The sequence below is a fragment of the Paenibacillus sp. FSL E2-0178 genome, from assembly GCF_038593005.1.
Classification (GTDB): domain Bacteria; phylum Bacillota; class Bacilli; order Paenibacillales; family Paenibacillaceae; genus Paenibacillus_AQ; species Paenibacillus_AQ phytohabitans.
This window is the reverse complement of record NZ_CP151953.1, coordinates 7,952,912-7,974,702: the sequence shown is the minus strand read 5'-3', so window position 1 is coordinate 7,974,702 and position 21,791 is coordinate 7,952,912. Positions and strand designations below refer to the sequence as shown.

Sequence of the window (21,791 nt, the reverse complement as noted above, 5' to 3'; positions counted from 1 at the left end):
ATGTTCCTCCTGCGCTAATTAAGTTCTTTTGTGTTTTTTCGGATCGCTTATATGAGGATAACGTAAAAGCTGCGGATTTACATCTTTATTTTAAATCCCGCTGCCTTAAATCTAGTTGATTTTGAACTCTCCCATGTAATAAAATGAAAAGATTAAATAGAAAAGGATGCGCATACGCAATGCCGTTTAAGGAATCACGCTCGCTCAGTAAAAGATCGATTCTATTCTTCTCCCTAATTATGCTAGTTAAAAGCTATTTCGCCTGGTATTACCTGTTCGAAGACGGGCCGACCTGGACCACATGGCTGAAAGAGATTCCTTTTGTGCTGCTGCTGTTCTGCCTCATCGAATGGTTCGCCACGAAGCGGAAAATTGCCATCTATATGCTCGTCAATCTGCTTATTACCGTTTTATTCTTCTCTCTGATTGTCTATCATAATCATTTTGGCATTATTGCTACTTCTCAGGTCTTCGGCCAGGTCAAGCAGGTGGGAGCCGTCAAGAAAAGTATATTCGCCGTCGTGCACCCTCAATATATGCTTATTTTCGTAGACATTATCATTATCAGCCTGGTTATGCTCAGACGCAAGAAGGCGCTGGCTTGGAAGCACTCAATGTCACGCCCCAGTAACCGCAAGGCGGTCGCTGCCTTGTTCTGTGTTTCACTTGTCATGTGTATGATGAATATTTTTCCGAATAAGGCCAGTATGAACGAGAATGTCAAAGCCGAACAAATGGGGATCCTCAATTATGAAGCTTATGCCCTGCTGGGTGAGCCGGAGGAAGAGCCGATTAATCAAGCGGAAATCTCACAGGCAGGCATTGATAAGACCAAAGGCATTCAGACCCTAGCCAATCCGGTCATGTACGGGGCCGCCAAGGGTAAGAATCTGATCATCCTGCAAATGGAGTCCTTCCAGAACTTCCTGATCAATCTGTCGGTTGACGGTACAGAAATTACACCTAACCTGAATAAGCTTGCCGCCGAGAGTTATTACTTCCCCCGGTTCTTTCAACAGGTAGGTCAAGGTAACACATCGGATGCCGAGTTTATCGTAAATACTTCCTTCTATGTTCCGCCGGATGGTCCGGCTACAGAAATGTATGCACCTAAAGATCTGCCGAGTCTGCCGAAGCTGCTGCAGGCCCAAGGCTACGACACGGCAACCTTCCATACGAATGAAGTCGACTTCTGGAACCGTGGAGAACTCTACGATGCGCTTGGGTTTAACCGTTATTATGACAAAGCCTACTTCGGTGAAGACGATACTGTCTTCTATGGTTCATCGGATGAGGTCCTGTATAACAAAACATCGTCAGAGCTGGCCCGGATGGACCAGAACGAACAGCCCTTCTATTCACATGTAATCTCGATGTCATCGCATAACCCGTTCACCATTCCAGAGAGCAAATATAAGATGACACTGCCGGAACGTTACGAAGGTACGCTTGTGGGAGACTATATCCGTGCCGAGAACTATGCCGATTATGCGCTGGGTCAATTTATGGATGAACTCAAAAGCAGCGGGGTATGGGATAACAGTGTGGTTGTGCTTTATGGTGATCACCGGGGACTTCCTATTTTCTCGCTCAAGGATGATGATAAAGTCTTAATGGAGGAAATTCTGGGGCATGAATATAATGAACGCGATCTGATTAATATCCCGCTCATCATATCAGCTACCGGCATTACATCTCCAAGCGTGAAGGAGCAGCTAGGCGGACAGGTTGACATTCTTCCTACCGTAGCGAATCTGCTCGGTGTGCCGCTGGACTATCATATTCATTTTGGACAGGATTTATTGAATCAGACCCATTATAACCTGCTGCCGCAGCGCTATTATCTGCCTACGGGCTCCTTCGTTAATAACGAAGAGCTCTTCTTATCCGGCAGCGGGTTCGAAGACGGACAGCATTATACGTTATCCGGTGACGGGACAGAGCTCCTGCAATCGACAGAGGATGAGTTCACCCGCGCACTTGAGCTTCTGCGGATGTCGGACAGTTATGTTACACAGCTGCCGGACCGTGAAGTTAAGGATGAGAGTAGCTCTGATTAAAAGCTAGCACGAATAGAGCCCGGACCCGGAGAAGCGTCTCCAGGACCGGGCTCTTTATCTATGATTATAGCTGCTAATTCAGGAAATCCTTCACAGCCTGACCTGCAGGAAGCGGCAGCTGCATCCAGACATAAGCATGGAGAGAGTCAGGAATCCGCGTAATCTCATAGCTGTCCAGCAGCCCTGCGAAAGCGTCCAGACTGCGGCGGATGGACTCGTCAGCCCACTCTTCTTCGCTGGGGAGGAATAGTACCGGACACTCTATTTTCTGATAATACTGCTCAAATGACAGATCCCAGAACTTCACGATATATTCGGTCCTTACACGGTTCAGATAACAGTAGGTGTACTTGCCGTCCGGAAGCTGCTGCAGACTATGTTCATAAAAGGCCGAGAAATATTCATTCCACAGCCCCTCCGCTGTCAGCTCCGCCCGTTGTTCGGCAACATACTCCTCTATGCTGTTGAAGATCCGTTCTTCCCGCTCACCCAATTCTGCACGCAGCTGTTCTTTTCTCTGCACAATTTCTTCTGCTGTACCTTGGAAAATTCCGTATTCGCCGAATTCATTATTAAGTGCGCCTTCGCAGACCAGGGATAACACTCTCTCCGGATGCGCCGCCGCCAGACTCAGGCCAACCTCTGCTCCCATCGAGCTGCCGACGATATGGCACTTGTCTACCTGCAAATGCTGCAGCAGCAAATACATATCCTCAGCCATCTGATCGATATGATAGCCGGTTTCCGGTTTGTCCGATTGACCATGTCCCCGGATATCGGGAGCAATGATGCTGTAGTCCTGTGCAAACTGCGGGAGAATTCCCTCCCACATGTTGAGGTTCCCGCCGCTGAAATGAAGAAACAGAATAGCAGGCTTGCTGTTTAATGAATGCCTCACGTTTATCGCTAGCTGCCCTAATGAAATACGTTCCTCGATCAAAATTTAAACCTCCATGTTATGTATGATAATCCTATGTATTGGCCAGAAATTCTGGTGCAACCGCCCATCCATAGGCACCAATCCCGCCTGCTGATCATACACAGATAGAAAGAAGGGCGGGATGCGGGATGAGTAACATGCGGGATGAGTAACATGCGGAATGAACAGGACTGGGCCATCTTTCTGGCTGCCGTCTGCGGGCAGACCTATGTACAATTTGAACATGCGGACGGTTCGTTCGTGGTTCCGGCGGACTTCTCGGTCGTGCATAATTTCCGGGCGAAATCCATGGGCGGAATCTCCGAGCCGTTTGGTTTCATTCTGGAATCACCGCAGGAGATCATTATTGCCTGGCGCGGAAGCAGCTCAACCACCAATTGGCTCTCCAACATGAATGCTGCGCAAAAAAAGTTCAAATATATCAAGGAAGATTGCCTGACGCACAGAGGCTTCACAGATATTTATTCGTCAGCAAGAGAGGAAATCCTCTCCATACTCGGCACCTTGTCACCGGAGAAAACGCTATACGTTACAGGCCACAGCCTCGGCGGGGCACTAGCAACCTTATGTGCTATAGATATCGCTGCTAATTCAGCCTACAGGTCTCCCCGCCTGTATACGTACGGATCTCCGCGTGCGGGTGATCCTGCATTTGCCAAAGCATTCAGCAGCTATGTCCGCAGCAGCTTCCGTTATGCCAATCTTTTTGACGTCGCCACCTACGTTCCGCCTACCATCTACAAGCTGCCCCGGCATGAGAAAAAATATTATTACACCCATGTGCAATCGCTGTACTCATTATCTTTCCAGAACGGGACGGTTGAGCTCAATCATGTGCTTAGAAGCTACTTCGCAGTACTGTCGAAGCAACGGCCAGAATACACAGAAATGTTATGTTCCACGAATCCCGGCTTTTGTCCGGTGCTTGAATTGATTACCTGATCACCGGGGGAGCCCCTGCATATTGTTAATTAATTCGCCAAAATTTGATTCAGGCTCTTCTCCAGCACTTTCAATCCTGCTTCCGGCTGAATCCGGTTACGGATAATATTCTGCAGCTCCTCTGACATTGCAGTGAATAGTGCCGCATATTTATCGGTTTGCGGGGCGAACTTCACCTGATCCCTCGACTGGATAAACAGCTCGCGGTAAGGCAGCTCCCGGTAAGCCCGGCTCTCTGCGATATCAAGATTGGCCGGGACATGACCCGCCTCCCCCCAAATATGTCCGCCCACCTCTGAGAAATACTTCATGAAGTCCATCGCGCCCTCCTGCTCCTCCAAGCTTACGTAAGCCGGAATAACTAGCGTATGTGAGCTTCCCCAGTGGGCGGCGCTGCCGAAGATGGGCGGGAGAGGCATAATACCGATTTCGGTATCCTCATTGCCCAGATGATGGCCCGCTTCCCATACTCCGCCGAACCACAGTCCAGCCTGGCCGTTATAGAAGGAGTCCCAAGGTGTATTATCATTCAGATCACTTAATCCCTCTTCGAACAGCTGCTGGTAGAAGGTCAGGACTTTCACCGACTTCTCATTATCGACCGCTGCATGCTTCATATCGGGACTGAACAGCTCTCCGCCTGCCTCATAATACAGATCCAGGAACGATTCCTGAAAATAAGGGGTGTTGACCGCCATCGGCTGTACCCCCGGAACCCGCTCAGCGATCTGCCGCAGCATACGGATGAACCCTGCGGGAGAATTCTCTTCGAGCGTCGGTGTTCCATCTGGAGTAAGCAATCCGGCCCTGGCCAGTATATCCTTGTTGTAATAGAGCATGTGAAAATGGGTATCGAGCGGGACTGCATAATATTGTCCGCTGTAGCTGACGCTCTGCAGGTTCTGTTCACCGATTTCACTCCACTGGAATCCATCCTGCTCAGCCAGAGCATTCAGCGGAACAATTTGCCCCGCTTTAATGAACGGCGACAACCGGTCCGCATGGACAACGGCTACATCAGGCCCTTTGCCGAAGGACAGAGCAGTGCTCAGCCTGGCGTAATATTCGTTAGATTCAAGTCTGAGCTGCTTCACAAACACTTCACTCTGGGAAGCATTATAATCTTTGATAATTCTCTCTACGAATTCGCCTTCGCCGCCTCCGAACGGATTCCAGAAGGATACCTCGACAGGCACTGTACTCTCCTGGGGACTCTGATTCCCGGAAGAGAGCTCTGCACAGCCCGGCAGCAGGAACAGATACAGCAGCAGAACGGGCAGCATACGGCCCATGGTTTTCATCTCACTCCCCCTTTCCGGAACAGGTTCACTCCAGTCATATTCTGTAAGCGTTTGCACAAAATCCCACTCTCACAGCCCTCATTGGCCGCTCTTACGAACCAGCCCGCGATATTCCGAAGGAGACACGCCAGTGATTTTCTTGAACACCTTGGAGAAATATTTCGGGTCCTGAATCCCGACCAGGGTACCGACATCTCCAGCCTTCAGTTCTCCGGTTAGCAGGGTCTTGGCCTTCTCAATTCTGATCCGGGTCAGATACTCCAGGAAGCTCTCGCCTACTTCCTTCCTGAACAGGTTGGCGAAATAATTCTTGCTTAAATGTACAAGCCGGCTAATCGACTGCAGTGTGATTTCCTGATCATAGTACTGCTGAATATACTGGGTTGCCTTGATAATGCTGTTCCGGTCGCTGTTATACATCTCTATCATATGCTCTACCAGCGCTTCGAAGGCCTGCATGAACCATAGCCGGCTCTGTTCAAGCGTTTCCAGCATCGACAGCTCGTCAAAGTACTGCTTCTTGAGCTCCAGAACCTGTTCAGCATCCCTGGATACATCGGGCCACAAGGTTGTTAGGATCATCAGCAGCTCAAGTGAGATAATCTGCACGAGATCCGCATCCCGGCGTACAGCCAGCTGCCCGAACAGCTGATTCAGATACTCCTCCAGCTCTCTGGACTGGAAGGCGTACACCATAGACTGGATCTGGCGGCTGCTGATCTGAAGTGCCTCAAGCGGAGGTACTTGCGCCTTCAATTCTTCGCTGCCGTGAACCAGAACACGACCGCTCCCCATAAACAGCTTCTGCCTGGCAGCTTCCACGGCCTGGACATAAGCATTCTTCAGTTCTGCCCACTGCCCGTTCACTCCGCTTAGACCAATCGTTGCAGTCCAGCCGTATTGGGCCGATAAGCGGCCGATAAGCTCTTCACTACAGCTGTGCACGAAGTCTAACCAGGCTAATCCTGCGGGCTCTGCGTTTACGTCTGTGGTCACTACAATATTAAGCTCCCCCTGTCTGTCCGGGAACATCTCATAGCCGAGGGTTCGCTCATCCCACATCTGCTCCAGCAGCCTGCGGATCGCGCTCTGTCCTTGCCCATACCCCGGCTCAGCACTGCTGCCCAGGCTAATATGCAGCAAATATAGCGGCCGTGAATCCGCAAGTCCCGCCTGTGCGAGTCTATTTCTGTCTATCTGCCCCTGAGCCGCCCCTCGCTCCATGAGCTCCAGCAGGAAATTCTCCTTATGCACCGGCTCCGGGGGAGCAGCCTGGGAAGAGACGGGCATATTCTTCTGCACCGCCTCCAGGCTTTCCTTCAATTTAAGCAGCACCAGCTCAAAGTCACGCGGCATCATATCCGATTTGATCATATACTCGGATACACTATGTCTGATCGCCTCCTTGGCATACTGGAAATCTTCGAGGTTGCTGAGGATAATAATCCTGATATCCGGTGAGAGCTTCCGTACCTCGGCAATGAGCTCGATGCCGTCCATCACGGGCATTTTGATATCGGTAATCAGGATATCAGGCAGCCCGGATTCCATCACCTCCAATGCCTCCCTGCCGTTCGACGCTTCGCCTATGACCTCCATCCCGATGGACTCCCAATTAATCATCGACCGGATTCCATATCTTACGATAAATTCATCTTCTACGATAATGACCCGGTGCATCTCAGCGGTTCCCCCTTATATCCTCTGTCATGAGTGGCAGCTTGATTCGTATGGACGTTCCTGTACCAGGCTCACTGTGAATCTCGATGCCGTACATTTTCCCGCAAATCAGCTTAATCCGTTCATCCACATTGGCAAGTCCAATGCCTCCCGGCTTCTCCTCCTCCGCCGCTTGCCCGGCCAGCAGACTGCGCGCAAGCGCCGGGTCTATCCCCTTCCCGTTGTCCGCCACTTCGAACCATACCAGATTGCCCGGCGCTTTGCTGCACGATATGCGGATGCAGCCGCCGGACTCCATATCTCCAAAAGCATGGATAATCGCGTTCTCCACAATCGGCTGCAGAATCAGCTTGGGCGTCCGCAGGTGACGGACATCATCGTCCATCTCAACAACGGTCTCAATATTGAAGTTGAAGCGAAACTTCTGAATGCCCAGATAACACTGCACATGCTCGATTTCCTCCTCCACCGTAACGGTCTCTTCCCCTTTGCCCAGACTGATCCGCAGCAGCCGCGACAATAAGCTGACCATCTCTGCCGCGTTGTTGGCTTTCTGAATCAAGGCCGTCCATTTAATAATATCCAGGGTGTTGTAGAGAAAATGCGGGTTGATCTGCGCCTGCAGCGCCTTGAGCTCCGCCATCCGTTTCTGATCCTGCTCCAGATATACCGCTTTCAAAAGCTCGTCGATCCGCACAACCATGTAGTTGAAATTATCGCCGAGAATATCGATTTCGTCATGCCGGCTTTTGGCTTTGTAGCGGACGCTGAGCTCGCCGGACATCACCTGCCGCATCAGACGGATCATCTTCAGAATCGGATTCGTAATAGAATTCGCCAGCACCAGTGCAGCAATGACCGAGAAGACAATGCAGAGCAGCCCGACGAAGATGAAAATCTGCAGCAGACGGTTCGAATCCTGGTACAGCGCCGCCTTGGAAATGACATTCACCACCACCCAGTCATTGGTGTGCAGCTTCTTGGCATTCACAATCAGGCTGTCGCCCTTGTACGTGAGCGGAAATCTCGTCTCCTCCGGTCCGGAGTCTATGAGCTTCTCGTAACCCGCCTCACCCAGCACCTCAGTCACACTTCTGCCAATCAGACCACTGTCCGGGTAGGAGACCAGCATGCCACGTCCGTCCATCACGAAGCTTTGCAGATCCCGGTTGTTGCTCACCGCCTTCGAGACCAGCTCCTTAATGACATCCTCCCGGATATCCAGAACTGCCACAATCCCCAGCGGACTGTCATCGGATATTTTGTACAACTGCTTGGCTACCGAGAAGACGTGGGTGCTCTGCGAATTCAGACTGTCTACATAGGTCCCGTAGCGGGTCGGATACCAGCGGAAGTTGCTGCCGCCCTCAAGCGTCTGCAGGAACGGCTCTACCTCGGCGGGCGTGCGCTTGTTCCAGCGGTAGATTCCTTTGATATAATGCCTATCCGATACAAAAGAAATCGACTGCACATCCTGATTGATCGCCACAATCGTGGACAGCTTCGTCGTTAGCGACAGACTATCCACATCATAGCTGGCCGTGTCTGTCCGATCAAGGGTCCGCAGCATGCCCACGATCTCGTTATTGTTCAGCACCTGCATCATCATGTCCTTGTACACACCCAGCCGCGTATCCAGATTATCAGCGGTCTGGTACAGCAGATGCTCGGAATATTCGGTTACTTTGTGGTTAATCGTTGATTTGGAGATCGAAAATGAAATAATCCCCATGACCACCAGCGGTGTCAAGGAGAAGAGAACAAGAAGCAGCATCCACTTATAGCGCATGCTGCTCTTCATAATTTTGATCCAGGATATCAGGCGGAGCCGCATGGGCCTGGCAGAACTCTCAGGAGATGTAAGCATGCCCACTATCCTTTCGCGTTTAAGAATTAACCTTTGACACCGGACATCGCCACGCCCTGGACAATATGCCGCTGAAGAAGAATGAACACCAGAATTGTCGGTATTGCTGCAATGGCACTTGCCGTCATAATCAGATTGAGCGACATGTTATTATTCGACAAAAAGGTGGGCAGCCCTGCCGAAAGAATCATATTCTCTTCTGAGGTAATCGCCAGATAAGGCCACAGGAAGTTATTCCAGGAGAGGATAAAGAAGAAGATTCCCACAGAGACCATGGCTGAGCGCGTAAGCGGTAGACAGATGCTCCACCATAACCGGAAGCTGCGGCTGCCGTCAATCTGCGCGGCTTCAATATAATCCCTGGGTACCCCGTCCATGAATTGCTTCAGCAGCAGAATGCCGATCGGGTTGGTCAGCCCGGGCAGGATAATCGCCCAGATGTTATCAATCAGCTGCAGATGCAGCGCAGTTTCATAGAGCGGAATCAGGATAGCTTCTGTCGGAATCAGAAGACCTGAAACGATCAGCACATAGAATATCCCCCGCGTCCGGAAAGGCAGCTTCGAGAAGGAGAATGCCGCCAGCGAGCTGAGCAGAATGGATATGACGGTGGTGAGGACACCAATGACCAGACTGTTCCAGGTCCAGTGCAGAATTTGCGAATCCCGGATGACTTTGACATAGTTGTCGGTATTCAGATCTGACCAATTCACCCAATCAGCCAGCGTATATACGTTCACACCGTCAGGCTTCAGGGAGGTGAGGAACATCCAGATCAGCGGAAAAACAAACAGCAGCGCAAGCAGAACAGCAGCAATATTTAAAGCAAGCTTCTTCATGAACGTCTCCCTCCTATCCGTCTTTGCGGTCTGTGATTTTGAATTGAACCACGGCGATCAGCAGCATGATGAAGCAGAAGATCATTGATTGCGCTGCGGCCAGGCCGAACATATCCTTCTTGAACCCCGTGACATAGATATAGCGGATCATGGTATTGGTGGAATCTCCCGGCCCGCCGCCGGTCATAATCTGCACCTGTCCGAACAGCTTGAGGCAATTGATAATCTGATAAAAGATCTGGATCTTCATCACACTGGACAGCCCCGGCAGGGTGATGCTCCAGAAGCGCTGCCAGGCATTCGCGCCGTCGATCTTCGCCGCTTCATAATGATCTGTAGGGATTTCCTGCAGTCCGGCCAGAAACAGCACCATCACAAACCCGACGCTCCACCAGTCTGTCGCTATCGTAATCGCCCACCACACGAACCTGTGATCGGTGAGCCAGTTGATATCCGTGTTCATACCGAGGGCATGCAACAGAGCATTCACCGGGCCGTTCTTCGCATCGAACAGCTTCAGCCAGATGAAGCTGACCACAGAGACGGACAGGACATAGGGCAGGAAGAACACGGAGCGGATCAGGGTCCGTACCCAAATTCTCTGATTGATGATCAGCGCCAGTACCAGTCCAAGCACCAATACGGTTGGCGCGCACAGCAGTACGAAATAGAAGGAGTTCCACAAATACGAATAGAAATCCGGATTCTCTAAGATTTTCTTATAGTTGGCCAATGCAACATACTTCTGCATCCCCTGAATGCCCCAGACATGCAGGCTCATCCAGGCTCCATTGATTACCGGCCACAGGTAGAACACCGTAAACGGTACCAGAAAGGGGATCAGATAAAAAATAGCTTTCAGTTCCTTCAGTAGGTGTATGGGCTCTCTCCTGCGAAGAGGCGTTGCCGCTTTATTCTCTATTACACTCCGCTCCATCGGTCATTCTCTCCTTCAATTAAGTTTGCGCTTGGGCTGGAAGGACAGGCCACCCGCTCTTTATTTAAGTCGGCGGGGGGCCGTACCTTTCCTGCAGAGGGAGCTAGTTCTCCAGCACTTCGTTAATCTGTTTCTCCAGCTTCGCCAGCCCGTCTTCCGGACTCTCACTGCCGAAGATGATGTTCTGCAGCTCTTCGGAGATCGTTGTAATGATGGTTGTATACTTATCTGTCGGCGGAGCAAATTTCACGGTCTTCTGAGCCTCGATGAATTCGCTGCGGTAAGGCAGACTCTTGTAGGCATCGCTGGTGGTTACTTTGCTGTTCGCAGGCACATGACCCGCCTGTCCCCAGGTTTCTCCGCCGATTTCAGAGAAATACTTCATGAACTTGGCTGCCGCCTCCTGCTTCTCAGGAGTGACGTAGGACGGAATTACAAGCGTATGGGAGCTGGCCCAGTGCGTCTGGCTGCCAAAGATCGGAGGAAGCGGCATCGCGCCGATATGCAGGGATTCATCCCCGAGGAGCAGCCCCGCTTCCCATACACCGCCGAACCAGAAGGCAGCTTTGCCGTTATGGAAGGTATCCCAAGGTGTTTTATCGTTGAGATCGGCATATTTGTTGTTGAAGACGTCCAGATAGAATTTCAGGACATCCAGCGCCTGCGGATTGTTGATACTGGCTTTGGTCATATCGGAATTCAGGATATCCCCGCCGGCTTCATAATAGAGATTAAGGAACGGCTCCTGGAAGTAGGGGGTGTTCACAGCCATCGCCTGCACATCCGGCACTTTGGCCTGAATATCCGCCAGTGTCTGCTCGAAGCCCGCCGGTGTCAGGTCTCCAAGCTTAGGGGTGCCGTCTTCATTCAGCAGACCAGCCTTCTGTAGGATGTCCTTGTTGTAGTAGAACATATGGAAGTGGGTATCCAGCGGAACAGCGTAAGGCTTACCCTCGTAGGACACGCTCTGCATGTTGGAATCAGAGATTTCCTTAAGGTCAAATCCGGCCTTGGAGGCCAGCTCATCTACAGGTACAATCTGCTGCGCCTTCACGAACGGGGAGATCCGGTCCACATGGGCAATGGCAATATCCGGTCCTTTGGAGGAAGACAGCGCCGTACTGAGCTTCGCGTAATATTCATTGGATTCGAGGCGGAGCTGCTTCACAGTTACCTCTTTCTGCGAGTCATTGAAGTCCTTGATAATCTGGTCTACGAATTCCCCTTCCCCGCCGCCGAACATGTTCCAGAACGAGATCTCTACCGGACTGCCGCCTGCACTCTCTGTCTTTGCCGGTGCATCCGATGCCTTGACGGCTTCTCCGTTCTCTTGGTTTCCGGATGAGCACCCCGGCAGAATCAGGGCTAACGCCAGCCCGGCCGATACCAAACCTGTGTACTTCTTATTCATCCTCATTTGAACAACCCTCTCGTCAAAAAAGTTTGTGTGCGAGAGCCCTTTCAAACATTCATGTAAGGGCTTTCTTATCACTTACTCTACAGGGGATGCGGCAACGGTTGAACCGACAAACCGCCGCTCCTTGGTGAACAAATGACAGGTGTTAATGGCACGGAGCCGCCGTGAGGGTAGACGATCTTAAGGAGGGTGGAGAATCGAAAGGTGCGGAAACGGGACTTCCTGTTCCCCATTGAAATTAGCTGCTGCTGGAAATGGTGGTCATTCTCGCATCTGCCGCATCTCTCTGGCTCTGGCTCTGGTTCTAGCTCTGGCACTGGCACTGGCACTGGCACTGGCACTGGCACTGGCACTGGCACTGGCACTAAAAATATTAGTTGGATAAATGTATCTTAATTTGGAGGTTCTGGAGGTTTTGAGGTGATTAGATGGATAAACGTCATTTAATTACATGAATACACCCTACTTTGGATTATTCCCGGAATATTAAGTGCTTTTTTTCCAACTGTTGCCCGGCAAGGGCACCTCCGTTCATAAGCAAGTGGAGAAAATCCAACTGCTATATAGATTGGTACTTGTACCAATAAAAAAGAAGCCCCGAAGGGCTCCAGAAAGAAATTGCAGATTAATTCACTGTAATATTATCGAAGCTTACGCTGTTATTGAAGCCGCCGCGTACTCCGACGGTGCCCGAGGTAAACACCGCGTCATTCAGGTTAATCTTAGGCACAGCCATATCACCAGCATATACCTTGATGTTGCCGCTGCTTACGACCACCTTCATATGATACCAGGTGTTTACCGCAATGGGTGTGGCCACGGTCTGGAGCGGGGTCCAGTTATTGTTGAAACGTCCGAGCCATACCTGACCGGCAGAGTCAATGCCTGCGGCGTATCCCTTCTGAGAATCGGCACCGGTACCCGGACCCGTCAGATTGAAGACCAGACTGCCCTGGCCGGCATTATTCAGCCTGATGTCTCCTTCGAGCGTATAGTTCATTTTAGATGGGTACGGGGTAAGCACGGATTTGTCCGCATTGACCGAACTGAGGTTATAGGTTCCGCCGCTCACGGCCCAGGTTCCCCCATAACGGGCCCATCCGTTGTCATTCGCCGCAAAATCGTTGCTATACGAGCCGCTGAGCGTGCCGAACCGGACCTGGACATTATGCCCGCCAACACTCCGCTCGACCGAATCCACAAAAGCAATCTCATTCGCCCCGGTCTGGTACATCGCTGTCCACCACGAATTCCCGAACGCCGGAACATCATTATCCACCCATGTGGTCCCGTAATCATTACTTAACGAGAGCACATTGGAGTTGGAGCTGAGCAGCAGACGCCCGTCGGTTAAGGAGAGGAGATAAGGTCCGCCCTGCTGATTGGTCGATACCTGGGTGCCGATGCCGCTGGACCATGTCTTGCCATCCGTGCTTTTTTTGGTGAAAATCCGGCAGTTCTGCGTTCCGCACACCTCAAAGGCGACAATATACTGTCCGTTCGCCATCTTGCTCCAGACCGGCATGCCTGGACGAGCCCCGGCGTTAGACGGGTCCCAGGCTACATAAATCTCATTCCCCCAGCTGGCTCCGCCGTTCGTGGAAATTTTCTCAGAGATGATCTGGCTGTAGGAAGGGTTCTCGGTCACATGCTTCTCACTCGCATACATGACTGCCACCGAGCCGTCGTTCAGCAGCTGCATATGCGGCTCATATACCCCTTTATCCGGGTTCCCCAGGGAACCGGCGGTGCCGTTGTTCTCATCAATTGTGCTCAGGAAGCTCCAATTCGCGCCGCCATTCACACTCTTATACACTCTGAGCTGGTACGACTCCTGCCAGCGGACCGAGCGCATGGCCAGCAGAATATCGCCATTGGCCAGCTGCACGAACTGCCCGTTGTCCAGGTCACGCCCGTCTTCCCACAGGGTGGACACCAGCGACCAGGTGCGGCAGTTGTCTGTGCTGCGGAAGACCTGCAGCCGGGTGCCACCCCAGGAGACCTTGGTATAGCCGTTGTTGTCGTAAATAGCAGTGACGGCCAGCCAGTCCCCGTTCGCCAGCTTGATCATCCGGGCATATTCCGCCCCGAACGTTCCGGGTCTGAGCCCGCGGGCATCAGTCCCCGCATCTGTGAAGGTGTTAATATCGGTAATCGTGGATGAGGTACCCCACACCACCGGGCCATTCGCGGCAAATGCCGGAATGGCGGTCAGGACCAGAAGCAGACACAGGGAAGCCGACAGCGAGGTGAATAGTTTTTTTAACAAATAAGCCCCTCCTCTTCATCTTCAATTATGAAACCTGTTGACCGCACCTACATGTAAGTGCTTTCACTGAAGATTCTAAAGGGCTTCTTCTTGTCATTGAACCGATAATTCACCGCTTTTTGGGTACCAATGTTACGATTATTCCGTCAGCTGCAAATTGGCCTTCCGGATCACTTCCAGCGGAATCTTCGGTGTCCGGTCCGCAGTGAGCAGCCCGTTCACTTCCTGCTGGACATCCGTAATCTGCGTATAGCAGTAGCCGCAAATATAAGGGGTGTCCTTGATAGCCTGCGTAATCTTGCTGAACCGTTCAATGAAGGCATCGGTGCTGCTTACCTGCTCTCCATACCCCCAGCCGTCGCCGGAATCAAAGGCAATGCCCCCGAATTCGCTAACGATCACCGGCTGGCCGCGGTATTCATAGCCCTGAGCCATGGCATATTTCCAATTGTTGAATGAGGCTGCCCTGCCAAGTATGCTGCCGGAGTCTGCATAACGTTCAAGCAAGACATCTCCGCTCTCTTCATAATCATGCAGGGTGATGATATCGCTGATGGTATGCTCCCAGCCGTCATTCACAATGACCGGACGATTCGGGTCGATGGATTTGGTCAGATGATAGATTCCCTCGGTGAATTTCTGCTGCAGCTTGCTCGTGTAGACCTGCGGAATCCCCCAGGATTCGTTAAAAGGCACCCAGGTGATAATCGAAGGATGATTATACTGCTGCCGGACAATCTCCGTCCATTCGTTCGTGAAGTTCTCCACAGCTTCATCATTGAACTCAAAGGTCGCCGCCATCTCCGACCAGACCAGCAGGCCCTTTACATCGCACCAGTACAGGAACCTGGCATCCTCGATCTTCATATGCTTGCGCACACCGTTGTAGCCCATCGCCAGAATCGCGTCGATATCGGCAATCAGTGCTTCTTCGGACGGCGGGGTCAGATGGCTCTCCGGCCAGTAGCCCTGATCCAGAATGAGGCGCTGATACACAGGTGTATTGTTAAGCAGCACCTTGCCTTGTTCGACCGAAATTTTGCGCAGTCCGAAATAGGAGTATACCCGGTCAATGACCAGATTATCTTTATAGAGAATAAATTCCACTTCGTACAATGTCGGCGCAGCAGGTGACCATGACTGCAGCTTCCACGGGCCGTTTGCTTCGTGAGTCAGCTCCACATCCAGCTGCAGCCAGGCCCGGTCTACATGGAGCGAGACCTGCTTGAATGTCTTCTGCCCCGTGCTGATCTTGGTCTCCAGGCGGAGATGGTCGTCCGCTGCCTGTGTCTGATATTCGAAACGGACAGAGCGGTTATCGAGATCCGGGGTGATTTTGACAGCTTTGAGATAGGAGGGCGACACATACTCTACCCACACACTTTGCCAGATTCCCGTTGTCTGCACATAGAAGCACTCGAAATTCTCATCCACCCAGCGCTGCTTGCCCCGCGGCTGAGTACAGCTCTGGCTGTCTTCCACCTTAACCACCAGGCGGTTGGACGCTGCCGTATCCGTGTTAACATAATCCGTAATATCCAGCGAAAAGGCCGCATAACCGCCTTGATGCCCTCCTGCATAGCTGCCGTTAACCCACACCTTGGCTGTATAATCCACCGCCTGGAAATTCAGCATCACCCGCTTACCGTTCAAGTCCGCAGGTAGCTGCAGTTCCCGCTCATACCATACATAAGGATGGAAGGTCGTCTCGCCGATCCCGCTGGCCTCCGTCTCATAAGTAAAGGGAACCTGTATCTTCAGATCCCCGTGCAGCTGCTCATTCCAACGCTCCCGTTCACCAACGTTGCCATCATCAAACCGGAAGCTCCAATCTCCGTTTAAGTTCTGCCATTCCTTGCGGACGAACTGCGGACGCGGATAATCCTTAATATAATGCTCGGTTGCCATAGTATTGCACACGCTCCTTAAGAACAATATTTTTGTTTTATTACAATAAATATGTATTAATTATTGCAGAATCTGCTGAAATGTCAATCACCGATTGTACAGCATGAAGAACCTGTGCCTAAGGCGTCAGGTTCTCTGCATAAATATCATAGGTTCATCGCAAATGCTACTCCGTCTATCGCTTGTCGTTGAAATTCCGTGACTCAGGTTTCTTATACTGTATAGAAGATCTTCATCACCAGATCCTGCTCATAATCGCCGAACTTCCGCCCGAACAGATTCATTCCGCCCTTGAAAACCGCATTCTCCTTCACACCCAGCCGCAGATCCACATGGTTCTGCTCTGTAAGCTTCAGCTGGCTCAGATTGACGGCGGATATCTCTTTGTGGTCGACCGTGCTGCGGGTATTGTCTACGCTCCAGGTCTTGAGCGAGCCGAACTGGGTACCCGTATCGATCCACCAGGAAGGATTCAGCTTCCCGCGTCTGCCGCCGAAGTCGCCGGGCGAGGTCCAGGTGCCAACCTCCACATTGTTGATCCACAGCGTAATATCCGAAGGCCAGTCATTCTCATAATTCGGCGCCTCGGAGCAGATCTCCATCGAGAACTGGATCAGGCGGACCGCTGCCCCCTGCGGGATTTCCAGCGGATAGCGGTATTCGAGATACCCCTTTCGCAGCCAGAGCAGTTGGGCATGAACACGGTCCGGATGGAAAAAACCCGCCGGCGAGTCCTCCACAATAATCGGCCCTGCCTCACTGACCATGCCGCAGGTAGGCGCCACTTCACAGGCCGTGAAATTGCCGATCGGCATTGCAATCTCGTAGCAATAGTCCCCTTGCTCCGCCTTCGCGCGGCGTTCCGGCACATTAATGATGATCTTGATATCATCATAGATGCGGCTGCAGACCTTCATGGAGCCGCGCGAAGCCGGCAGCAGCTCGGTCTCAATCAGCCCCGCCTGCTCCAGTACCTTCACATTCGAGGCGGAGGTGGATACCGGTATCTCCAGCGCCTCCGCCAGCTCCACTACATTCATTCTCCGGCTGTTGAGCAGCTCCAGCATTCTTAGTCTAAGCTCCGTAGACAGCGCATGCGTCACTTTCACCAGTTCCTCAGGATGTTCCATGGATAATTCCAGAATATCAATCACCGCTTTGCTGTCTATTTAAGATCTATTCCTATTCCTGCACAAAATACAACATTTCCCTCATTAAATCAGCCCAAATTGAAAATTGTTGTATAAAAGGCAGCATTCCCCCGCCTTCAAGCAGCTTAGCGGGAAAATTCCTGTATTTCGTACAACAATCCTCCCGAATGTCCGGGTATTCAGGAGTCAGAGTTGTATTATCTACAACATTCCTGCCTAGTCAGCGTCAACTTAAGAAACTCACTCCGCTGCGGACCCTTCCGGCAGCAGAACCACCTGATCCCCCAGCCGGACCTCCCCGGTCCGGATCACAGAAGCATATACGCCAAAGTTCAGATTGAACTCCTTATTCACTTGTTTGAGCAGCGAGCTGTCCCGCTCCAGGGTATCCGGGTTCATCGTAATCATAACGCAGCGGTCACAATAGCTGTCCACCTGCAGCTCTGCACCACCTATCGATAAACGCCGGCCGAGCCATTCCTCTTCCCCAAGGGAATCCTCACTCACTTCCACGACAAAGTTCCCCCGGAAGCGGCGCTGATCAACAGGCTTGCCCCATAAAGCCTCCAGCTTCTTCAGGCTCTTATCGGTCACAAGCAGGATACTGGCCCCGTCCACAGATAACAGCTGCGGGTGTTTCGCTTCCGGGTGAGGCGCTTTGAACTCGGACATCGTAATTTGCGTGGAGGTCAGGCTCTGGATTTCATTGAGCAACTCCGTATCCCAGCCGAAGACTCTGCCGTCTGCCGCCGTCACCCGGATATTCCCTTCGATATATTCCGCCTGATAACTAAGCATATTGGGGATCTTTCTGGCGGTAACATACTGCCACCAATCCTTCTTGGTCATATCATAGAAGGAGCAATACCGGTCCCCCTGCACCCCGTAAGATTCTATCTGACACACTTCCAGCTCTTCTCCCGCAAAGGATTTTACAGGATAGCGGTTAATCGCCGTAATTTCACCAACTGTTAAGGACACTATTTCCGCACCTCTTCTGTCTATAATGTAATGTTCCAACCATTCCCTGAATCTTCAATCATCCTTCTGCTCTTATCCGACAATGCCTTCTGCAGTAAGGTTTCATTGTAGCCCCGATCCTTGAACACACGAAGTATCGCTTCTGCCCGGTCCATCCTGTTTCTCCGGATATTCGACTCCAGCTGAATCTCAAGCGGGACTACAGGAACGGTATATCCGTCAAAAGGCACCTGCTTAGCGTAGCTCCAAATCGACTGCCCGCCTTCCCAGATTCCCGCCCCATCTTCGGAGTCAGGAATGCCCGCTGAATCAGAAATATGTACTGCTTCCACATCAAAACCTTCAATGATCCATTTCCCTTTGGTCCAGGTGAACCCTGAAGCAAACGACTGCGTGAACAACGGTTCCTCGATTGACGATAACCAGCCCGGTTGTTCCCAGGACAAGGGAGGTTTAACCTTTAAGCTAAAGGGTTCAAGGACAGAAGCGATAACCGCCGCATCCCCTGCGTTCTGTGCATACAAATCGAGATCCCCCGGGGTCATCTCCGCTCCTTGCAGTACCGAAGCGACTGAGCCTACGATGATCCATTTACAGTCTGCGCCTGATTTGGCGTAACGCTCACATACTGCTTTTAATGCTTCACTATAACTCATAGATGCCTCCTGCAATATAAACAGTATAGACCATACACTTTACCGTTTCGGCAAACACCTGTCCAGTTCCTTCCACTACACAAAGTTTCGCAAAATAGCCCCACAAAGTGGGGCCTTGGCTTCGGGTGATGACTTATAGTGATTCCCGGATCACACGCTTGTAATACAGTACGGAGAGCAGTCCGAAGATCGAATACAGCACAGTGTAAACCGCCATTACCACGAACATCGGAGTAAGCATTTCGGTGCCGAAGAAGAACCATCCGGACTTCACCGCGAAGTAGCTGTGGCACAGGCCGATGACCAGCGGAATGCCGAAATTGAACAGCTGTTTGAACTGGATACCGCGCAGCAGGTCTCCCTGAGTGAAGCCCAGCTTGCGCAGAATCGTGTATCCGCCCTTCTCCTCCTCGCCTTCATCCATCTGCTTGAAGTAGAGAATGCAGCCGGAGGTGATGAGGAAGGTCAAACCCAGGAAACCGACGATGAACATAATGAGCCCCATATTCGTACGCTGGTTCAATTCAAATTCATATTGGGCGAAGCTTGGTGCTGCCGGCTGCTGGTCCACATAGATTTGATATGCTGCTTCTCTCTGCGTGCGGTCAAGCAGTTCAATACCGTAATAGTTATCCGCTTCTTTCTTCATCTGCAGCTTCGGGTCCAGCGATTTAGCCAATTCCTGATACACAGTTTCATCGACTACAAACACACCGGCGCCGCCGCTATAATAGTAGGGAAGGATCGCATCCGCAGATAAGCTGATTAACTGCTGCTTAATGCTGCCGTTAGCAGTTATTAGCCCGACTTCTCCGGGATCAAGGCCCATGAATTTGTCCAGCGTGCTGTCATAACCCATAATCCGGACTTCCCCGGGTAATACGTCGATACCTTCCACACTGCTGTCGCTGACAACAGAGGTGCTGAGGATGCGGTCATCGGGATTGTCGAAATTATTTTTGCTCATGATATGCTGTGCGTCCACTTCGATCTGAAGCAGGTGCATTTCAATCTCTGTGTACTTAATGTGCTGCTCATCCAGGGCCTGGACAAACCGCTCCTTCACGGCCGCTCTGGCGAAGCCGAAATCATCCGGGGAGCTCTGCTTGGCTGTGGCCTCCGCCGAATAGTACGAAATATAGCTGAGGGACAGCAAACCGATGGCAAGCGCAGAGACCGCCGTGATGATTGTCAGCAGCAGCGAATTCGACTTCATCCGGAACATAATGGACGAGAGGGATAAGACCTCGTTGATGGATAAGTAGCCTTTTTTGCTATTGCGGATCGTATTAAATATGAAGCTGACTGAGCCCTTATAGAACAGATAAGTGCCGGCAATCACCAGAGCGAGGATGACAATCATGGCGGCCATCAGACCAGTCATAGTGACGAATTTGCCGCTGAACAGCTGTGTGGATACATAATAACCGCCAGCAATGAATCCGATGCCGAGCAGTCCGAGAATAATCTCCCACACCGGCATTTTACGGATACGCTGCTGGGTGGTGGATGTCGCCTTGAAGAGGGACAGGATGCTTTGCGCTTTGATGAAGGTGTAGTTCATGATCATAATCAGCACGTACACGGCAGCAAAGACCAGAATCGTCCGCACAAGCGCCTCCGGAGAGAAGCGGAGCTTCGCCTGGGCTTCTACGGCAAGAATTTTGTACAGGATCATCAGAATCAGCCGTGACATCACAAAGCCCGCACCCATGCCAAGAATCATAGACCCGAAATACAGAATCAGGTTCTCCGCACTCAGCAGCCGGAAGATCTTCCCCTTCGTCAGCCCGATCAGCTGGAACAGCCCGATCTCCTTGCTGCGCCGCTTGATGAAGATCGTATTGGCATACAGCAGGAAGATCGCGACAATGGCAATCAGCAGTATGGAGGAAGCGCCAATGGCTGCACCGCCTTTGATTGAACCGCTGACGGCATCCATAGCCGGATCGAATTGCAGCGTCACGAATGAGAAATAGAGGGCAACACTGAACACAAGAGCGAAGACATACAGATAATAGTTTTTGATATTCTTCTTCAAATTACGGAAGATAATATAGTTCAGACTCATTGCGCAGCACCGCCAAGCACGCCCTGGGTATTGATAATATCGTTGAAGAAGGACTGCCGCGATTCATCGCCTTTGTTCAGCTGTGTGTAGATTTGCCCGTCACGGATGAATACTACCCGGCTGCAATAGCTCGCGGCAACGGCATCATGGGTGACCATGACAATAGTGGCCTGGCGTTTCTGGTTCATATCGGCGAGCTTGTTCAGCAGATCGGAAGCCGACTTGGAATCCAGAGCCCCTGTAGGCTCATCAGCAAAAATAATACTCGGATCATGCACAAACGCCCGTGCCGCCGAGGTACGCTGCTTCTGCCCGCCCGAGATTTCGTCCGGATATTTGTCCTTCAGCTCATTTATTCCCAGTTCGCCCGCCACCTGCTCGAACTTCTGGTGAGCCTCCTTCTTCGGGATCCCGGTGATTGAGAGCGGCAGCAGCACATTTTCTTTAACAGTCAGCGTATCCAGCAGATTATAATCCTGAAAAATAAATCCGAGATGTTGCTTGCGGAATTCCGCCAGCTGTTTCTCCTTCATTCCCGTGAATTCCTCGCCCTCTATTTCAATGGTCCCCTGGCTCACCCGGTCGATGGAGGACAGGACATTCAGCAGAGTCGTTTTACCGGAACCGGAAGGACCCATGATTCCCACGAACTCCCCTTTATTCACCTGAAGATCGATCCCCTTCAAGACCTCCTGCTTGTTAAATTTATTGCCATAGGTTTTATAGATTTTGTTAGCCTGCATGATAATCATTTTGTTCACCCACTCCTTTT

The 21,791-nt window shown here is 51.5% G+C and carries 17 protein-coding genes; 3 read left to right on the top strand and 14 right to left on the bottom strand.

Going from position 1 to position 21,791, the window contains the following annotated elements; translation table 11 throughout:
- Positions 1-239: 239 nt before the first annotated feature.
- The gene (locus tag MHI42_RS34365) at positions 240-2,060 is read left to right on the top strand and encodes an LTA synthase family protein (protein ID WP_342422089.1); all 1,821 of its coding nucleotides are present in this window, start codon (positions 240-242) and stop codon (positions 2,058-2,060) included.
- Between the two features lie 73 nt (positions 2,061-2,133).
- Here MHI42_RS34365 and MHI42_RS34360 read toward each other — a convergent pair whose 3' ends face one another.
- Positions 2,134-3,000, bottom strand: coding sequence for an alpha/beta hydrolase (locus MHI42_RS34360; RefSeq protein ID WP_342422088.1), 867 nt, complete (start codon positions 2,998-3,000; stop codon positions 2,134-2,136).
- Positions 3,001-3,153: 153 nt separating this feature from the next.
- Here MHI42_RS34360 and MHI42_RS34355 point away from each other — a divergent pair, with 153 nt between their 5' ends.
- Positions 3,154-3,942 carry a lipase family protein gene (locus MHI42_RS34355; protein ID WP_342422087.1) on the top strand — a complete coding sequence of 263 codons (789 nt, stop codon included), beginning with the start codon at positions 3,154-3,156 and terminating at the stop codon, positions 3,940-3,942.
- 29 nt (positions 3,943-3,971) lie between these two features.
- On the opposite strand, the gene MHI42_RS34350 is transcribed toward MHI42_RS34355, so the two are convergent.
- The 6 genes from MHI42_RS34350 to MHI42_RS34325 form a co-directional block, all read right to left on the bottom strand.
- Complete coding sequence (locus MHI42_RS34350; protein ID WP_342422086.1) at positions 3,972-5,243, bottom strand: ABC transporter substrate-binding protein; 1,272 nt, start codon at positions 5,241-5,243, stop codon at positions 3,972-3,974.
- A gap of 78 nt (positions 5,244-5,321) precedes the next feature.
- Positions 5,322-6,923, bottom strand: a complete 1,602-nt coding sequence (locus tag MHI42_RS34345) for a response regulator (RefSeq protein WP_342422085.1) — start codon at positions 6,921-6,923, stop codon at positions 5,322-5,324.
- A gap of 1 nt (position 6,924) precedes the next feature.
- The gene (locus MHI42_RS34340) at positions 6,925-8,724 is read right to left on the bottom strand and encodes a sensor histidine kinase (protein WP_171716207.1); all 1,800 of its coding nucleotides are present in this window, start codon (positions 8,722-8,724) and stop codon (positions 6,925-6,927) included.
- Positions 8,725-8,816: 92 nt separating this feature from the next.
- Positions 8,817-9,629: a carbohydrate ABC transporter permease gene (locus MHI42_RS34335; protein WP_042138366.1), complete on the bottom strand. Its 813-nt coding sequence runs from the start codon at positions 9,627-9,629 to the stop codon at positions 8,817-8,819.
- A 13-nt stretch (positions 9,630-9,642) separates the two neighbouring features.
- Complete coding sequence (locus tag MHI42_RS34330; protein WP_342422084.1) at positions 9,643-10,566, bottom strand: sugar ABC transporter permease; 924 nt, start codon at positions 10,564-10,566, stop codon at positions 9,643-9,645.
- 103 nt (positions 10,567-10,669) lie between these two features.
- A complete protein-coding gene (locus tag MHI42_RS34325; protein ID WP_342422083.1) occupies positions 10,670-11,983 on the bottom strand; it encodes an ABC transporter substrate-binding protein in 1,314 nt (437 codons plus the stop codon).
- 232 nt (positions 11,984-12,215) lie between these two features.
- On the opposite strand from MHI42_RS34325, the gene MHI42_RS34320 reads away from it, so the two are divergent.
- Complete coding sequence (locus MHI42_RS34320; protein ID WP_342422082.1) at positions 12,216-12,368, top strand: hypothetical protein; 153 nt, start codon at positions 12,216-12,218, stop codon at positions 12,366-12,368.
- Positions 12,369-12,608: 240 nt separating this feature from the next.
- On the opposite strand, the gene MHI42_RS34315 is transcribed toward MHI42_RS34320, so the two are convergent.
- From MHI42_RS34315 to MHI42_RS34285, 7 genes are all read right to left on the bottom strand, one after another.
- The gene (locus MHI42_RS34315) at positions 12,609-14,252 is read right to left on the bottom strand and encodes a family 16 glycoside hydrolase (RefSeq protein ID WP_342422081.1); all 1,644 of its coding nucleotides are present in this window, start codon (positions 14,250-14,252) and stop codon (positions 12,609-12,611) included.
- A 138-nt stretch (positions 14,253-14,390) separates the two neighbouring features.
- Positions 14,391-16,160 (bottom strand): sugar-binding domain-containing protein, encoded by a 1,770-nt coding sequence (locus tag MHI42_RS34310; protein ID WP_342422080.1) that lies wholly within the window; start codon positions 16,158-16,160, stop codon positions 14,391-14,393.
- Positions 16,161-16,372: 212 nt separating this feature from the next.
- Positions 16,373-17,314, bottom strand: a complete 942-nt coding sequence (locus tag MHI42_RS34305; protein WP_342422079.1) for a helix-turn-helix domain-containing protein — start codon at positions 17,312-17,314, stop codon at positions 16,373-16,375.
- Positions 17,315-17,551: 237 nt separating this feature from the next.
- On the bottom strand, positions 17,552-18,292 hold the full coding sequence (locus MHI42_RS34300) for an MOSC domain-containing protein (protein ID WP_342422078.1): 741 nt from the start codon (positions 18,290-18,292) through the stop codon (positions 17,552-17,554).
- 20 nt (positions 18,293-18,312) lie between these two features.
- Positions 18,313-18,948 (bottom strand): hypothetical protein, encoded by a 636-nt coding sequence (locus MHI42_RS34295; RefSeq protein WP_342422077.1) that lies wholly within the window; start codon positions 18,946-18,948, stop codon positions 18,313-18,315.
- A 133-nt stretch (positions 18,949-19,081) separates the two neighbouring features.
- Positions 19,082-21,019: an ABC transporter permease gene (locus MHI42_RS34290; protein WP_342422076.1), complete on the bottom strand. Its 1,938-nt coding sequence runs from the start codon at positions 21,017-21,019 to the stop codon at positions 19,082-19,084.
- Positions 21,016-21,771, bottom strand: coding sequence for an ABC transporter ATP-binding protein (locus MHI42_RS34285; RefSeq protein ID WP_342422075.1), 756 nt, complete (start codon positions 21,769-21,771; stop codon positions 21,016-21,018). Before MHI42_RS34285 ends, MHI42_RS34290 begins: the two co-directional genes overlap by 4 nt.
- Positions 21,772-21,791 lie beyond the last annotated feature (20 nt).

What these genes read in the sequence shown, in the direction of transcription:
- MHI42_RS34365 (WP_342422089.1), top strand. Translation starts at nt 240, where the DNA reads ATGCTAGTTAAAAGCTATTTCGCCTGGTATTACCTGTTCGAAGACGGG.
- MHI42_RS34355 (WP_342422087.1), top strand. Translation starts at nt 3,154, where the DNA reads ATGCGGAATGAACAGGACTGGGCCATCTTTCTGGCTGCCGTCTGCGGG.
- MHI42_RS34350 (WP_342422086.1), bottom strand. Translation starts at nt 5,243, where the DNA reads ATGAAAACCATGGGCCGTATGCTGCCCGTTCTGCTGCTGTATCTGTTC.
- MHI42_RS34345 (WP_342422085.1), bottom strand. Translation starts at nt 6,923, where the DNA reads ATGCACCGGGTCATTATCGTAGAAGATGAATTTATCGTAAGATATGGA.
- MHI42_RS34340 (WP_171716207.1), bottom strand. Translation starts at nt 8,724, where the DNA reads ATGAAGAGCAGCATGCGCTATAAGTGGATGCTGCTTCTTGTTCTCTTC.
- MHI42_RS34335 (WP_042138366.1), bottom strand. Translation starts at nt 9,629, where the DNA reads ATGAAGAAGCTTGCTTTAAATATTGCTGCTGTTCTGCTTGCGCTGCTG.
- MHI42_RS34330 (WP_342422084.1), bottom strand. Translation starts at nt 10,566, where the DNA reads ATGGAGCGGAGTGTAATAGAGAATAAAGCGGCAACGCCTCTTCGCAGG.
- MHI42_RS34325 (WP_342422083.1), bottom strand. Translation starts at nt 11,983, where the DNA reads ATGAGGATGAATAAGAAGTACACAGGTTTGGTATCGGCCGGGCTGGCG.
- MHI42_RS34310 (WP_342422080.1), bottom strand. Translation starts at nt 16,160, where the DNA reads ATGGCAACCGAGCATTATATTAAGGATTATCCGCGTCCGCAGTTCGTC.
- MHI42_RS34295 (WP_342422077.1), bottom strand. Translation starts at nt 18,948, where the DNA reads ATGAGTTATAGTGAAGCATTAAAAGCAGTATGTGAGCGTTACGCCAAA.
- MHI42_RS34290 (WP_342422076.1), bottom strand. Translation starts at nt 21,019, where the DNA reads ATGAGTCTGAACTATATTATCTTCCGTAATTTGAAGAAGAATATCAAA.
- MHI42_RS34285 (WP_342422075.1), bottom strand. Translation starts at nt 21,771, where the DNA reads ATGATTATCATGCAGGCTAACAAAATCTATAAAACCTATGGCAATAAA.